This is a genomic window from Pseudomonadales bacterium, assembly GCA_024234215.1.
In the GTDB taxonomy this organism is placed as follows: Bacteria; Pseudomonadota; Gammaproteobacteria; order Pseudomonadales; family UBA5862; genus JACKOQ01.
In genome coordinates, this window is the sequence record JACKOQ010000001.1 from 102,763 (window position 1) to 117,332 (window position 14,570).

A 14,570-nucleotide genomic window follows, 5' to 3' on the forward strand; every position below is an offset into this window, starting at 1 on the left:
GCGCCATGTCGGTCATCGGCAGCATCGATCGCGACACCATCGTGGCCATCGCCACCCCGCCCGGTCGGGGTGGCATCGGCATCCTGCGCTGCTCCGGCCCGCTCAGTCTGAGCATCGCCGAGGCAATTCTCGGCAAGAGGCCAACCGCCCGCCATGCCCACTTGGCCGATTTTCTCGATGAGCAGGGTCGGCTCATCGACCAGGGCATTGCCCTCTACTTTCCCGCTCCCCACTCCTTCACCGGCGAAGAGGTGCTGGAGCTGCAGGGCCATGGCGGCCCGGTGGTGCTCGACCTGCTGCTGCAACGCGTGCTTCGGCTCGGCGCCCGCCTGGCCCGGCCTGGCGAGTTCAGCGAACGCGCCTTTTTAAACGACAAGATCGACCTGCTGCAGGCCGAGGCGATTGCCGACCTGATCGACAGCAGCTCAGTGGCAGCGGCACGCTCGGCGCTGCAATCGCTGCAGGGCGAGTTCTCACGGCAGATCAACCAACTGGTCGAACGGCTGATCCGGCTGCGGGTCTACATCGAAGCCTCGATCGACTTCCCCGATGAAGAGCTCGACCTGCTGGCCGACCCGCAGATCGGCCAGCAGCTTCTTGATGTGAGCAATCACTTTCGCGCCATCCTCAGCAAGGCGAAGGATGGCCAGCGGCTGCGTGATGGCATGTCGGTCGTCATCATCGGTCGGCCCAATGCCGGCAAGTCGAGCCTGCTCAACCAACTCGCCGAGCATGACCGCGCCATCGTCACCGACATCCCCGGTACCACCCGCGACCTGCTGCACGAAGAGATCACGCTGCAAGGGGTGCCGCTGCATCTCACCGACACCGCCGGACTGCGGCAGGCCAGCGACCCGATCGAGCAGGAGGGAATCCGCCGCGCCCGCCAGCAGGCCGACCAAGCCGATTGCGTCCTGCTGCTGGTCGATGCCACCGCCGACCGCAGCCACTGGCTCGAGCCGATCGACGCCGATCGCAACGACCCGCTCTGGCAGCGGCTCACCCTCGTGCGCAACAAGATCGATCTGCTGGATGAAGTGCCAAAGATGACGCGAGAAGCTTTTTTTGCCGAAGGTGAGCGATCACTCATATTGCCGGTCATCGCCCTCTCGGCCAAGACGGCAGCCGGCATCGACCTGCTCAAACAGCACCTGCTGGAGCGCATCCAGTTCCGGCCCAGCGAAGAGGGCGGCTTTCTGGCGCGCCGACGCCACCTCGATGCCCTGTTGCGGGCGCAGGCGCTGCTCGAACAGGGCCAACGGGCCTTTGCCGCAACGGGTCAGGGTGAGCTGTTGGCGGAAGATCTGCGCGAAGCCCAGCAGCAGCTCGATGAGATCACCGGCCGCTTCGGCAGCGAGGCACTGCTTTCAAGAATTTTTTCATCGTTTTGCATCGGCAAGTGACATCTGTTCCACCACGCTGATCGAGCGCGACAGCGGCTGGCTGGGGCCATATTGCTCGGTGGAGTTGAGCGCGGTGCGGGCGAGGCGCACTTTTGTTGGAGCAGCCATCCGTGATAGAGAAAAAAGATCGCTTGGATCAGCTTCGTAAAACCGTGGCCCTCAATGCTGTTCCTCTTCATTTTTCCTGCCAAGAGGAAGCTTCATTTCTTGGTGAGATTCTTGTGGGCGCCAAGCGTCGCACCTACAACTGCGCCTGCCGCAGGACCAACAAGCGGCAAAGCCACGCCAATCGCAGCGCCCACCGCCGCTGCAGCGACAGCGTCTTTCACAATCTCTGATTTAGCTGCCTCGGATGCCAGGAGAGCTGCCTTCGTACCCATGACCTTGCCGATCTCGGTGCCCTTTTGAGTGAGGATACGAAGGTCTTCCTGATCAAGCTTCCCGTCACCGTCCTGATCCAAGACGGTGGTGATCACGGTTTCGGCTGAATTCTTTACGCAATCAGCCGCAGATATAGCGATCTCAGTGGCAGTGGTAATAACAGCTTTGGTGGCCTCGGTGGCGGTAGCAGTAGCAGCCTCGGTAACCTCAACAGCAGTGGCAGCGGCCCCTTTGGCGGCCTCTGCAAGTTCGTAGAGATACTTTCTCATTGTTCCTCCTCGATTGACGCCAGCAGAATTGGGGAGCTTGGAGTCACGTTTTGTCATCTTACATCTGCGGCATGCACCGGGAACAGGACTGGGCAGTCTTGGGGACAGGTCACAGTTTCCTGCATGCGCTGGACGTGTGTCTGCCCGAGCGAGCCGTCACATCATGAAACAGTGGCAGAAAATTGCATTTACCCTGTTATTCAATGCCATCAAGCATTTCTTCTGCGACTTTCCACGGCAGTCGCCGTCCGTTCGCTCTCATGCTATCCAGGGCCGCCCTAGCCGCCGCCACGGTGATGCACTGCTCGCGCACCATCTCCACGATCAGCCAGATCGTGCCCTTGACCTCGACCTGTTCTGCTTCTGCCGCTTGCCTCAACGCGGCATCACCTGTCAGCAAGGGACATTTCTCGACCTCGGCCAATGCCAGTGCGAACAGGTCATTCCTCCCCGGCTTGGTATGGATCTGGCTCAGCGCCTGAACACGCTCGACACTCCTGGCCGACAACGTGCGGGTCTGCAGGCCCATATCCAGCCAATGGGCGTGCTGCTCTTGCAGTTCTTCGAAGTAAAGAACGTCAGGCACTGCGAACTGATACCCAAGGCTGAACATTGGCGCGACCAGATCGCCCACTTCCATATCCAGCAGGATATTGGCATCACTGATCAACAGCAGCATCGCCGCTTTCCATCGAGCGGACGCGCCGGAACTGTTGCAGTGGCATGTTCATCAGCTCAGCGGCCTTCGACTCGCCGATGTATTCTTCAGCCAGCGCGTGGAACACCAGTTGCTCGAAGATGTGCGTTTTCTCGGCGGGATAGCCCCGACCGGGCTCCTTGATGTGCCAGCCTTTGGACCGAAATAGCTTGGTCAGGTTATTGCGATAGGCGGGCGAGATGATTTCGAGATCTAGGGCTCGATACAGAATTCCGGCCATCGACAGACCGAACTCTTCCTTAAGTAACGCCAACTCTTTGAATTCAATGGCATTGCGTGGATTTCCGAGTTTTTCTAGTGCAGACGCACGCGGAAACAGGAAGGCGCCGGCAAAGCGGTTGCACGCCTTTTCTTCACTCAGAGTATCGCCAAGACGGCCTTCGAGTATGAGATGTCCGAGCTCGTGTGCCAGCGTGAAACGCTGACGATCTCCTGGCCAATGACGCCCGACGACTACAATGGGCATGCCGGCCACTCGGGCCGCGAGCCCATCAAATTTAATGTCGGCATCGGCGTCGATCATGAAAACTCGAATGCCGTGAGTCTCCAAAACGTCGATCAAATCAGGGATGGGATCAAAACCCAACTCCCATGCCTCGCGGACACGGTCGGCCTCCTCCTCGATCTGATTCATCGCAGTGATGAGGAGGTCCGGCACCTCGATCGTGTCGAAGGCCTTTACGGGAGACTGTGGAAAAAGGTTCTCCAATTCGACGCGGCGTTCGATTTGATCGATCACTTCGTGAGTAATCGTGTCCAGCCGTTTTTTGGGCAAGGAGCTACGTTTACGGTACTCAATGCCGTCAAGATCGACCGTTTCTGGGCGGAAGAAATATTCGGTACGCACCTGAAGCGCCCGCGACAGCCCGATCAGGATATCGCTCGATGGCATGGCGATGCCGTCTTCATATTTTTTGATGGCCGCGTGCGACACCCCGACGCGTTCCCCTAGATCACGCAGGGATAGCCCAGCCGCTTTTCGAGCCCGATGCAGCCGAATGCTGAACATGACCGTTTTTTCAAACCTGAGAGTGTGGTTGATGAGGTTTACAAAAAATATTCATATGTATGGGAATGTAAACATTATCTGCTGCCCGTTCAAGACTCAAGTGAGATGAATCGATGACTTCGAGCACGCAGGATCGGTGTGATGGGAGGCGGTATAGATTCAATATAAAAGTATGGGGCCGCGGCAGCACGTGATCACGCCTTGATGTCGTGTGCCACGAATCAGTCGTGGCGCGGCCACTGTTGAGCGGGTTCAGATTCCACCCGACTCCCGCCGATCGAACGACACGCCCTTCACCAACGCCCACACGGGCATGCCGACGGACAGCCCCAGACTCGCCACCGCCTCGCGGGTGATGCGCGCGCGCACGTGCTGGGCCGGGGTGCCGGCGAGTTCGAGCAGCACCTCGGCGTAGGCGTCGGCCGGAGCGGCATCGATACGCAGCACGTGCGCCTGCAGTTGGTTGCGGATGCTGACGCCCTCGACGCGGGCGAGCGCGATGGCGACATCCCGCGCCCGCACGCGCAGGCGCACCCGTGTGCCGGGCGCGGCGTCGATTTGCGGCAGCGTCAGGTGCTGGCCGGACAGGTCGAGTTCGGTCAGCGCGTAGTCGGCCACTTGCCGCTGCACGGTGGCGTCGAGCAGGGCGCCGGCCTCGAAGTGGCCGGACACGGCCTCGGCCTCCGGGCGCTCCAGCACGCTGTGCACCTCGCCGCGCGCCACCACGCGCCCATTGGTGAGGATGAGTACCTCGTCGGCGAGCTGGGCGACTTCCTCCACGGCGTGCGAGACGTAGATCAGTGGTATGCCGAAGCGAGCGGGCAGGGCGCGGATGTAGGGCAGCAGCTCGGCCTTGCGTTTTAGGTCCAGCGCCGACAGTGGCTCGTCCAGCAGCAGCAGGCGCGGGTTGGCGAGCAGCGCGCGGGCGATGGCCACGCGCTGGCGCTCGCCGCCGGACAGGCCGGCCGTGCGCCGCTCCAGCAGCGGCATCAGATCGAGCGCAGACATCACCTCGTCCAGCGCCGGTGCCGGCGCGCCGCCGTTGGCCGGCCGGGCGCGCTGTTGCGCGAAGCGCAGGTTGCCGCGCACGCGGCGGTGCGCGAACAAGCGCGCGTCCTGGAACACGTAGCCGATGCCGCGCCGGTATGGCAGCAGATTCACGCCGGCCGCGCTGTCGGCGAGCAGCGCGCCGCCGAGCGCGATGCGCGCGCGCTGCGGCGTCTCCAGACCCGCCAGCGCGCGCAGCAGCGTGCTCTTGCCGCTGCCCGACGCGCCCATCACGGCGGTGATGCCGGTCAGCTCCAGCGTTTCGTCCAGCTCCAGCGCAAAGCCGGCGCGGTGCAGCGCGAGGGCGACGTCGAGCCTCATGCGGCGTGTACCGGGTAGCGGCGGTTCAACACATACACCAGCACCAGCACCGCGAACGAGAACGCCAGGAGGCCGGCCGAGAGCACATGCGCGGCGGCGAAGTTGAGCGTCTCGACCTGCTCGTAGATGGCGATCGAGATCACCCGCGTGCGGCCGGGGATGTTGCCGCCCACCATCAGCACCACGCCGAACTCGCCGAGCGTGTGGGCGAAGCCGAGCACGATGGCGGTGAGATAGCCGCGCGCCGCAAGCGGACTCGCCACCGTGAAGAAGGCATCGAGCGGGCGGGCGCCGAGCACCGCGGCGGCTTCCAGCGGCCCGCGGCCGACCGCCTCGAACGCGGCCTGGAGCGGCTGCACCACGAACGGCAGTGAGTAGAGCATCGACGCCAGCACGAGGCCGCTGAACGAGAAGGTGAGCGTTTCTCCGGTCAGCGCGAGCCACGGCGCGCCGAGCGCGCCGCCCGGTGCGAACAGCACCAACAGATAAAACCCGAGCACCGTCGGCGGCAGCACCAGCGGCAGCGCCGTGACGGCCTCGACGAGCGGCTTCACCCGTGTGCGGGTGTGCGCCAGCCACCAGGCGAGCGGCGTGCCGACGATGAGCAGCAGCGCCACCGTCACCGCCGCCAGGCGCAGCGTGAGCCAGACCGGGGCGAGGTCGATCATTTCAAGGGGCAAGGTTCAAGGGGGTGGCAGGTCGTAGCCGAGCGATTCGATCACTTCTCGCGCCGCGGGCGTCTTGAGGTAGTCGAGCAGCGCCTTGGCGGCCGGGTTGCTCTTGGCACGCGTGATCAGGATGGCGTCCTGCCTGAGGGGCGGATAGAGAGTTTGCGGTACTAGCCACTGGCTGCCCGGCTTGTTGCCGGCGAGCACCGACGAGTAGGCCACGAACGCCACCTCGGCGGCGCCGCTGCCGATCATGGCGTACACCTGACCGATGTCCTCGGCGCGGACGATCTTCTCCTGCAGGCCGGCCCACAGGCCAAGCTGCTCGAGGGTGCGTTGCGCCGCCGCGCCGTAGGGCGCGACCGCCGGGTTGGCGATGGCCAGATGCCGGAACGCGCCGGCTTTCAGGTACGCCTCGCCGTCGCCGAAGGCGCCCGGCTGCGGACTCCACAGCACGAGGCGCCCAATCGCGTAGGTGAAGCGCGACACCGGCACGCCGAGACCCGACTTGGCGAGCGCTTCGGGCCGCTCGGCGTCCGCCGACAGCAGCACGTCGAACGGTGCGCCCTGCTGAATCTGCTGCAGGAACTTGCCGGACGAGCCCAGCACCACGGTGAGCTGATGGCCGCTGGCCTGCTCGAAGGCGGGTTCGATGCGTGCCATCGCTGCGGCGAAGTTGGCGGCCACCGCGGCGACGACCTCCTCGGCGCAGGCGGCGGGCAGGGCGAGCAGCAGCACGGCGGTGAGCGCGACGCGGCGCGGGATCGAACAGGGCATGGTGCAGCTCCTCGATGAGTCGTGTGGGTCAGAAATCGATGTGCAGACGCGTGCCGAGGATCGACGGCTCGTCGTGGTTGGCCGCGTTGCCGGGCCGGTCGAGCTCCAGCACGCGGATGTAATTGAACATGACGCGGATGTTGGAGGTGAGGTAGCCGTTGACTGCCAGCGTCAAATTGCGTTCCTGGCCACCAACGATGCCGCTGTCGTTCAGATCCACCTCGCTGAGGCGGGCGGCGAGCTCCCAGGCGCCGAAGCCACCAAGACCGATGCTGCCGTTCGGCGTGACGCGATCGAACACGCCTTCGGATACTTTGTAGGGGCGACGTTCGCCGGTCATCAACCATGCCGCCTGCGCGTACCAGCCCGAGAAGTCCGCGTCCCCCGCAGTGTCGTCGCGTTCGAGTGCCGTGTGCATGTATTCGGACTGGAAGGTCACCGGGCCCCACCGGCTCGCCAGTTCCGCATTGGTGGAGACGAAGTCATCGGTGTTGGCGAGGATGCCGGTGTCGACCAGATAGACGCCGGTCAGGTTCGACTCCGGTCGACTGCGAAAGCGCAGCGCGTTGCTGGAGTCGTTCGGATCGTGTCGGCGAACGCCGGCGCCGAGGTGCAGCACCGCATCGGGCTTCAGGATGGGCGCGTAGGTGGTGCGGGCCGCGACATCCCTGCCTTCGTCGCCTTCCTTGTCGACGTCGCCGTCGGGCTTTTCGCCGAACAGACCACCCGCCAGACTCCAGTTGCTGCCGGCGCTGCGCAATTCGGCGCCGATGCCGCGGCCGGGTGTCAGGATGTCGTTGACGCCGCGCTCCAGGAAGATCGTCGTGTTGTCGCTCGTGAGCTGCTCCATGCCGAAGGGCATCTTGAAGTTGCCCACCGTGAGCAATGCCGGGGCGAAGCCCTTGTAGCGCAGCCAGGCATCGGTGATGCCCTTGTTGCGCGCGGCGGAGTCGACGAATTCATACTCGAACAGGTAGTCGAAATCGCGCGCCAGCGTGCCGCGCATGTACATGCGCGCGCGGCGGAAATCGGTGCCGTTGCCCAGATCCTGCTTGTCCTGGTCGTAATGCGCGGTGTCGACATCGATCCGGCCGCCGGCCTGGAAGCTGAAGTCGCCGCTCGGCGACTGGAATTTCAGGCTCTTGCCATCGGTGACCGGGCGGATCACGGCGGCCGATTCGACCTTTTGCCGTGCCTGGCGCTCGGCATCGAGCTGGGATTGCAGTTGGCCGACCAGCCGTTCGAGCTGGTCGAGCCGCTGCTGCATGGACTCGATGTTGGCCGATGCATCGGCAGCCTGTGCCTGGCTGAATGCGAAGATCGCCGCCAGCGTTGCGGCGATGAGGGTCGGGCGTGGCATGGTGTCTTCCCCGGGATATGTGGATTGGTCGGGGGGCTCAGGCGTTGACGCCCAGGATCACGCTGCCGGCCTTGAACACCGCGCAGGCCGGCGTGCCAACGGCGAGCGCCAGGCTGTCGAGGCTGTCGTTGGTGATGATGGCGCTGACCGCGCTGCCGCCCGGCAGATCGATGACGACGTCGCTGTTGACCGCGCCGCGGGTGATGCGCGAGACGGTGCCGCACAGACGGTTGCGGGCTGATAGTTTGATGGCTGGGTCGTCGAGCATGACCATCACCGAGGGCGCCGTGACCAGCGTCCACACCTCGCTGCCAGGGCCGAGCTGAAGTTCACCCAGACTCTCCATCGTGACGGTGGCGACCAGACGATCGCGGTCGTTCAGGGCGACGGTCACCTCGGCATTCACCGCACCGAGGCGGATGCCGGTCACAGTGCCGAAGAACTGATTGCGGGCACTGGTTTTCACGGCGAACCTCCGCAGCAGTGGCAGGATGTCGGGGTGGTCGAGCTGTGCATGCAGCCCGCTCATGAAGCGGCGCTGCTGTTCCTGCACCGCGCGGTGGGTGTGCAGCAGCCGTTTGCCAGCCGGCGTCAGCCGCGTGCCGCCGCCATCGCTGCCGCCGCTTTGCGTCACCAACAGCGCCTCGCCGGCCAGATTGCGCAGCGCATCGACCGCGTTCCAGGCAGCGCGGTAACTCATGCTCAGGCTTTTGGCGGCCTGGGTGATCGAGCCGGTCTGCTCGATCTGCTCCAGCAACTGCATTCGACGGTCGTCAGGGAGGCTCCACTGAGGTGAAACGGGCTCGACCGTTTTGTTGTTCGCCCGCTGTTTGCGCATCGCCCTGCTACCGTTATGCAGATATGTGCATAACGGTAGCAGGCTGTTTCACCCTGCACAAGATCCGCTGCAATCCTTGGTGGGCGCTGAAGGTTCGGAAGGATCTGTCAGGAACCGAGGAGGGGCACCCGTCGGCTGCGATCGTGCCGGTGGAAGCCCCTTCGCCAAGGCGGTTGCGTTATCGTTGCTGGTCGATTCTTGCTATGCTTGCGCCGCTGCAACCAGACTGCGCCAGCGGGAGTTCCTCATGCACAACGAATCCAATGCCTTTGAGCAGGCCGCCCAGCGGTCGATCGATCTGGCCAATGAGCTGGCGGAGCGGCAGATCGATGCAGATCTGTGGGAGATTGCCGATGGCACGCTGTCGGGGGCGATCCACTACTGGCTCTTTTCGCGCCAACCCTGCCCCGACCGTGACTGTGATGACTGCGCACCGGTGGCGACCGCCGAACTGCGGCTGCAGACGCTGCTGAAGCTGGTCCGCGAGCTGGCCGAAGAGAGCCTCTACTACCACAGCCCGAGCGACCACAACGCCGCCCACGGCTGACCTCTGATGCCTGCTGCCGGGAGGTCACTCCCGGTTCAGCAGCAGATGCCCCTGAAGATCGAGCTCTCCCCGCCAGCCGGCCAGCAGCAGGGTGGTCGAGGTGCGCTCGGTGAGCAGCAGTGGCCCCTCGATCGCTTCATGCACCCGCAACGACTCCCGCTGGCGGATGGGCACCGGCTGCGCAAAGCCGGCGAGCGGCGCCGACTGCGCTGATGGCGTGGCGGTCGGCTGCCAGGGTGGCAGCGGCCAGGGTCGGGCCGGCGCGCGCAGCAGCAGCCGGACATTCACCAGTTCGATCGGCATCTCCAGCCGGTGGCCATAGCGCTGCTCATGCAGCGCATGAAAGGCGCTGCCGGTCGCATCGACGCCTTGCCACGGCAGGTTGAGCGTGAAGGATTGCCCGCGGTAGCGCAGATCGACCGAGGCCAGCCGTTGCAGCGTGGCCGGATCGACCCGCTGTGCGCGCAGATCGGCCACACCGCTGGCATCGAGCCGTGCCAGCAGCGCATCGATGGCGGTGCCGCTGGCGTCGTCGAATGGCTGGATGCAGCTGCGTGACAGTTGCCGCGCCTGCGGTGCCACCAACATGCCGAACGCCGAGAAGACGCCGCCATCGAGCGGCACCAGAGCGCGGCGGATGCCGAGCGCCTCGGCCAGCCGGCACAGGTGCAGACCGCCGGCGCCGCCGAAGCAGCAGAGCCGGAACTGGCGCGGATCGTGGCCGCGCTCCACCGAGATCAGCCGCAATGCGCGAATCATCTGCTCATTGGCAATCTCGATGATGCCGGCGGCGGTCTCTTCGAGCGACAGTCCCAGCGGATCGGCCAGCGTGGCGATGGCGCGCTGCGCCGCCGCGACATCGAGCGGCATGGCGCCGCCGAGAAACCGTTCCGGCCGCAGCCGGCCCAGCAGCAGGTTGGCATCGGTGACGGTCGGTTCGCGGCCGCCGCGTCCATAACAGGCCGGGCCCGGCAGTGCGCCGGCCGAGCGCGGTCCGACCCAGAGTCCGCCTCCATCATCGAGAAAGGCGATGGATCCGCCGCCGGCACCGATGGTGTGCAGATCGACCATCGGCACCGCGACCGGATAGGGGCCGATCCGCCCCTCATTGGTCAGCGTCAGCTCGCCCCCGCTGAGCAGGCCGACATCGGTCGAGGTGCCGCCCATGTCGAAGGTGATCAACTGCCGTTCGCCGAGGGTGTCGGCCAGATGGCGTGCCGCCGCCATGCCGCCGGCCGGACCCGACAGCAGCAGGTTGACGGCGCGCTGCCGGGCCTGCTCGGCGGCGACGGTACCGCCCGATGACTGCATGATGGTGAGCGGTGCCGGCGCCGTTCGTGCGCTGAGCCGGCCCAGATAGTCGGACACCAGCGGGCCGAGCCAACTGTTGAGCCAGGTGGCGATGCCGCGCTCATATTCGCGGTACTCGGGCAGCACCTGCGACGAACAGGAGACGAACAGTCCCGGCGGCAGCGCGCCGGCCAGCGCCTGCTCCTCGCTCTCATCCATGAAGCTGTAGAGCAGGCAGATCGCCACCGCCTGGGGCGCCAGCGTGGCGATGGCGTGGCGCAGCCGGGTCAGATCGGCGTCGGTCAGCGGCGTGATCAGCCGGCCAAGGTGGTCGCGCCGGGTGTCGACCTCGAAGCAGAGCTCGGCGGGCACTGGTGGCGGCAGCGGCGCCGGCATCAGTTCGTAGAGCTCGCGCCGGATCTGGCGGCCGATGGTCAGCAGGTCGCGAAAACCACGGTTGGTGACGAACAGCGTCGGCACCCCCTTGCCCTCCAGTGCGGCGTTGGTCGCAACCGTGGAGCCATGGACCAGCAGCAGCTTGCCCTGGCGCAGTGGCGCTTCCAGCCCCAGTTCGGCCATGCCGGTGGCGATGGCTTCGTCGGGGGCCTCTGGCGTGGAGAGCACCTTGTGGATATGCAACCGTTCGCCATCGAACAGCACGAAGTCGGTGAAGGTGCCGCCGGTGTCGATTCCCAGGACCATCATGTCGCGCATCGTGTCTGGACTCTCCCCTTGTCGATCGCTGGCTGCTAAGGTGACGGCCGCTCACTCACCGCCATTTTACCCAGCCGTTTTTGCATGCCGGAACTGCCCGAAGTCGAAACCACCTTGCGTGGCCTTGCCCCCCATCTGATTGGCCGCCGCATCCACGACATGGTGCTGCGCAATGGCCGGCTGCGCTGGCCGATTCCGGATGAGCTGCCCGAACGCCTCCGCGACCGGCGCATCGGCTCATTGCAGCGGCGCGCCAAGTATCTGCTGCTGCAACTCGATGGCGGACACCTGCTGCTCCATCTGGGCATGTCCGGCCGCTTCATGCTGCTCGAACCGCCCGCCGTCGCGCCGACGGCACATGACCACTATGACCTGCTGCTCGAAGGCGGCGCGCTGCTGCGCTACCGTGATCCGCGCCGTTTTGGCTGCTGCCTGTGGCTCGAGGGCGATCCGCTGACCCATCCACTGCTGAGCCGACTGGGGCCGGAGCCGCTCGGCGAGGCGTTCGACGGCGGCCACCTCCATCGGAGCGCACGTGGCCGCACGGTGGCGATCAAGAGCCTGCTGATGCAGAGCGAAGTGGTGGTCGGCATCGGCAACATCTACGCCAACGAGGCGCTCCATCGAGCCGGCATCGATCCGCGACGACCGGCCGGCACCCTCTCCCATGCCGACTGCGAGCGGCTGGTCGGGCAGATCAGGCGGCTGCTGGAGCAGGCGATCACCCAGGGCGGCACCACGCTGCGCGACTTTCTGAACAGCGATGGCCAGGCCGGCTATTTCGGCTTCGCGCTCGATGTCTACGGACGCACCGGGCAGCCCTGCCCGCGCTGCGGGGGCCAGGTGGCCTCGATACGGCTCAACCAGCGCTCCACCTTTTTTTGCCAGGAGTGCCAGCAGTGAAGCTCTCCGACCGCAGCCAGAGCCGCGACAACAACTTCAATCTCATTCGCATGGTGGCGGCTTGCTCGGTGCTCGTGAGCCACAGCTTTGCGCTGACCGGCTCGGGCGAAGACCCGGTCAAAAGGCTGATCGGCATGGTGACACTGGGCGATCTGGCGGTTGATCTCTTCTTCGTCGCCAGCGGGTTTCTGGTCACTGCCAGTCTGCTGAAGCGGCAAAACGGCGTCGACTTTGTCTGGGCCCGCTTTCTGCGGATCTATCCGGCTTACTGGCTGATGCTGCTGATGATGGCGTTCGTGCTGGGGCCGCTCTTCACCACCTTGCCGCCGTCGGACTACTTTGCGCAGAGCTCGATCTATGTGCGGCTGGCCAAAGCGGCCACGGTCTTCATCCACACGGCCTCTACGCTGCCCGGTGTGTTCACAACCAATCCGCTGCCGAATGCCGTCAATGGGTCACTCTGGACCATGCCTTACGAAGTGCGGATGTACGCCATTCTGGCCGTCACCTGGCTGCTGTTGCGCTGGCGGAGCGATCGCATCAGGGCATTGCAGCGGGCGGTCATCGTCTATGCGCTGCTCGCGGCGGGCTATCTGCTGGCCGAGGAGTGTGCCTTGATCGATCAATCTCCGCGGCTCCACCAGCTTGCCAGATTCATCTTCATGTTCTTCAGTGGTGCGACCTTTTATGTGCTGCGGGCGCGCATCCGTTTGCACGGCGCGCTGTTCTGGCCACTGCTTCTGCTGTTGTTGCTGTCGGTCGAGCACCGCCACCTCTTTTTTGTGCTCTACCATGGCTCGATCGCCTACCTGCTGCTCTATCTGGCCTATGTGCCTTCGGGTCTGGTCCGTGGCTACAACCGGGTGGGTGATTACTCCTACGGCTTCTATATTTATGCCTTCCCGGTGCAGCAAGCGGTGGTCGCATTGATATCTGACGTCTCGGTGCTGGAGATGGTGCTGATTGCGGTGCCGGTGGTTCTGCTGCTCAGCGCGCTCTCCTGGCATCTGCTGGAGAAGCGCGTGCTGACGCTGAAGGAGCGCTACGTGCAGCGCACCCGGGCCTGGCTCGGTGCTGCGCCGGCCGAGTAGCATCGGTGCGCCATTGCGCTACCATGGACCAGGCTTATCGAATGTTCTTGGCTTCAACCTGCATGGAGAGTTCAGATGAACCTGCGCAACCGGCGGTCTCTCTGCCAGACCGGGATTCTGACGCTGAGCCTGCTGCTCGGCACCCAGCCGCTGTGGGCCGGCAGCAGCGATGACGGCAACCGGCCGGGTGCCGGCGCGATGGCGGCCGATCTGCTGGTGGCACGGCCGCTGCTGATCGGCATGACGGTGGTGGGCACTGGGCTGTTCATCGTCAGCCTGCCCTTTTCGGCGCTGGGCGGCAATGTCGACGAGGCGGCCGATCAGTTGGTGGCCGGTCCGGCCAGGAACGCCTTTGTCCGCTGCCTGGGCTGCACCGCCGCCTCCCGCAAGCCTGCACCAGCCGTCGGCGACGGACCGACGCAGTAGTCCAGCGCCTCAGGGCTCGGTGGAGGGGTGCAGTTGCTGGAACTTCCGTTGCAGCGCCTGCGGCGATTCGATGCACTCCGGGTCGGTGAGGATGCAGTCGACCGGGCAGATCTCGATGCACTGCGGCCGATCGAAATGGCCAACGCACTCGGTGCAGAGCGCCGGGTCGATCTCATAGACCAGCTCGCCGGCATGGATGGCCCCGTTGGGGCACTCGGGTTCGCAGACATCGCAGTTGATGCAGGCGCTGGTGATCATCAAGGCCATGCCGGCTGCCGGTGCGTTGCTATTTCGGTGGCGGAAACTTGGCCTGCAATGCCGTGGCGACCTCCGGCCGGACAAACTTGCTGACATCGCCATGAAAGCTGGCGATCTCGCGCACCAGGGTCGATGAGATGAACGACAGGTTGTCGGCCGGGGTCAGAAAGATGGTCTCGATCTGCGGCGCCATCGCCCGGTTCATGTTGGTCAGTTGCAGCTCATATTCGTAGTCGGAGACGGCGCGAATCCCGCGCACGATGGCGATGGCATCGTGCTGGCGGCTGAAGTTGATCAGCAGCCCCTCGATGGCCAGCACTTCGACATTGGGCAGATGGGCGACGCAGAGGCGAGCGAGGTCGATCCGCTCCTGCAGCGTGAACAGCGGCTGCTTGCCGGCACTGGGCGCAATGCCGAGCAGCACCCGGTCGAACAGCCGGGCGGCCCGCTCCAGAATGTCGACATGGCCGTTGGTCAGAGGGTTGAAGGTGCCGGGATAGATGGCGGTTTTCATGGTTATTCTCTTCGCTGCACTGCCAGATGGAGCGGC

General features: G+C 64.8%; 16 protein-coding genes. 5 read left to right on the forward strand and 11 right to left on the reverse strand.

The features are described from left to right. The first annotated feature begins 5 nt into the window (after positions 1-5). On the forward strand, positions 6-1,403 hold the full coding sequence (mnmE, locus tag H7A13_00495; GenBank protein MCP5331830.1) for a tRNA uridine-5-carboxymethylaminomethyl(34) synthesis GTPase MnmE: 1,398 nt from the start codon (positions 6-8) through the stop codon (positions 1,401-1,403). Between the two features lie 200 nt (positions 1,404-1,603). Here mnmE and H7A13_00500 read toward each other — a convergent pair whose 3' ends face one another. The 8 genes from H7A13_00500 to H7A13_00535 all read right to left on the reverse strand — a co-directional run bounded on the left by H7A13_00500 (position 1,604) and on the right by H7A13_00535 (position 8,791). Continuing rightward, on the reverse strand, positions 1,604-2,110 hold the full coding sequence (locus H7A13_00500) for a hypothetical protein (protein ID MCP5331831.1): 507 nt from the start codon (positions 2,108-2,110) through the stop codon (positions 1,604-1,606). 139 nt (positions 2,111-2,249) lie between these two features. Further along, complete coding sequence (locus H7A13_00505; protein ID MCP5331832.1) at positions 2,250-2,732, reverse strand: DUF3368 domain-containing protein; 483 nt, start codon at positions 2,730-2,732, stop codon at positions 2,250-2,252. Then, entirely contained in the window at positions 2,713-3,780 is a 1,068-nt protein-coding gene (locus H7A13_00510) for an ImmA/IrrE family metallo-endopeptidase (GenBank protein ID MCP5331833.1), read from the reverse strand. The genes H7A13_00505 and H7A13_00510 overlap by 20 nt, the downstream gene beginning before the upstream one ends. 252 nt (positions 3,781-4,032) lie before the next feature. Then, complete coding sequence (gene modC / locus H7A13_00515) at positions 4,033-5,148, reverse strand: molybdenum ABC transporter ATP-binding protein (GenBank protein MCP5331834.1); 1,116 nt, start codon at positions 5,146-5,148, stop codon at positions 4,033-4,035. Continuing rightward, entirely contained in the window at positions 5,145-5,816 is a 672-nt protein-coding gene (gene modB, locus H7A13_00520) for a molybdate ABC transporter permease subunit (GenBank protein ID MCP5331835.1), read from the reverse strand. Before modB ends, modC begins: the two co-directional genes overlap by 4 nt. A 15-nt stretch (positions 5,817-5,831) precedes the next feature. Next, entirely contained in the window at positions 5,832-6,593 is a 762-nt protein-coding gene (gene modA / locus H7A13_00525) for a molybdate ABC transporter substrate-binding protein (protein ID MCP5331836.1), read from the reverse strand. A gap of 28 nt (positions 6,594-6,621) precedes the next feature. Further along, a complete protein-coding gene (locus H7A13_00530; protein ID MCP5331837.1) occupies positions 6,622-7,953 on the reverse strand; it encodes a hypothetical protein in 1,332 nt (443 codons plus the stop codon). Between the two features lie 37 nt (positions 7,954-7,990). Continuing rightward, entirely contained in the window at positions 7,991-8,791 is an 801-nt protein-coding gene (locus H7A13_00535) for a TOBE domain-containing protein (GenBank protein ID MCP5331838.1), read from the reverse strand. Between the two features lie 247 nt (positions 8,792-9,038). Between H7A13_00535 and H7A13_00540 the strand changes: the two genes are divergently transcribed. After that, a complete protein-coding gene (locus tag H7A13_00540) occupies positions 9,039-9,338 on the forward strand; it encodes a hypothetical protein (protein ID MCP5331839.1) in 300 nt (99 codons plus the stop codon). Positions 9,339-9,362: 24 nt separating this feature from the next. On the opposite strand, the gene H7A13_00545 is transcribed toward H7A13_00540, so the two are convergent. After that, a complete protein-coding gene (locus tag H7A13_00545; protein MCP5331840.1) occupies positions 9,363-11,333 on the reverse strand; it encodes a hydantoinase/oxoprolinase family protein in 1,971 nt (656 codons plus the stop codon). Between the two features lie 93 nt (positions 11,334-11,426). Here H7A13_00545 and mutM point away from each other — a divergent pair, with 93 nt between their 5' ends. The 3 genes from mutM (at position 11,427) to H7A13_00560 (ending at position 13,762) form a co-directional block, all read left to right on the forward strand. Then, positions 11,427-12,245 carry a bifunctional DNA-formamidopyrimidine glycosylase/DNA-(apurinic or apyrimidinic site) lyase gene (gene mutM, locus H7A13_00550; protein MCP5331841.1) on the forward strand — a complete coding sequence of 273 codons (819 nt, stop codon included), beginning with the start codon at positions 11,427-11,429 and terminating at the stop codon, positions 12,243-12,245. Then, a complete protein-coding gene (locus H7A13_00555; GenBank protein MCP5331842.1) occupies positions 12,242-13,336 on the forward strand; it encodes an acyltransferase in 1,095 nt (364 codons plus the stop codon). The genes mutM and H7A13_00555 overlap by 4 nt, the downstream gene beginning before the upstream one ends. Before the next feature lie 75 nt (positions 13,337-13,411). Continuing rightward, positions 13,412-13,762, forward strand: coding sequence for a hypothetical protein (locus H7A13_00560; protein ID MCP5331843.1), 351 nt, complete (start codon positions 13,412-13,414; stop codon positions 13,760-13,762). Positions 13,763-13,771: 9 nt separating this feature from the next. Here the strand turns inward: H7A13_00560 and H7A13_00565 are convergent, their stop codons facing one another. Together H7A13_00565 and coaD are read right to left on the reverse strand one after the other, a co-directional pair. After that, positions 13,772-14,029, reverse strand: a complete 258-nt coding sequence (locus H7A13_00565) for a YfhL family 4Fe-4S dicluster ferredoxin (protein MCP5331844.1) — start codon at positions 14,027-14,029, stop codon at positions 13,772-13,774. 19 nt (positions 14,030-14,048) lie between these two features. Beyond that, positions 14,049-14,534, reverse strand: a complete 486-nt coding sequence (coaD, locus tag H7A13_00570; protein ID MCP5331845.1) for a pantetheine-phosphate adenylyltransferase — start codon at positions 14,532-14,534, stop codon at positions 14,049-14,051. Positions 14,535-14,570: the final 36 nt, after the last annotated feature.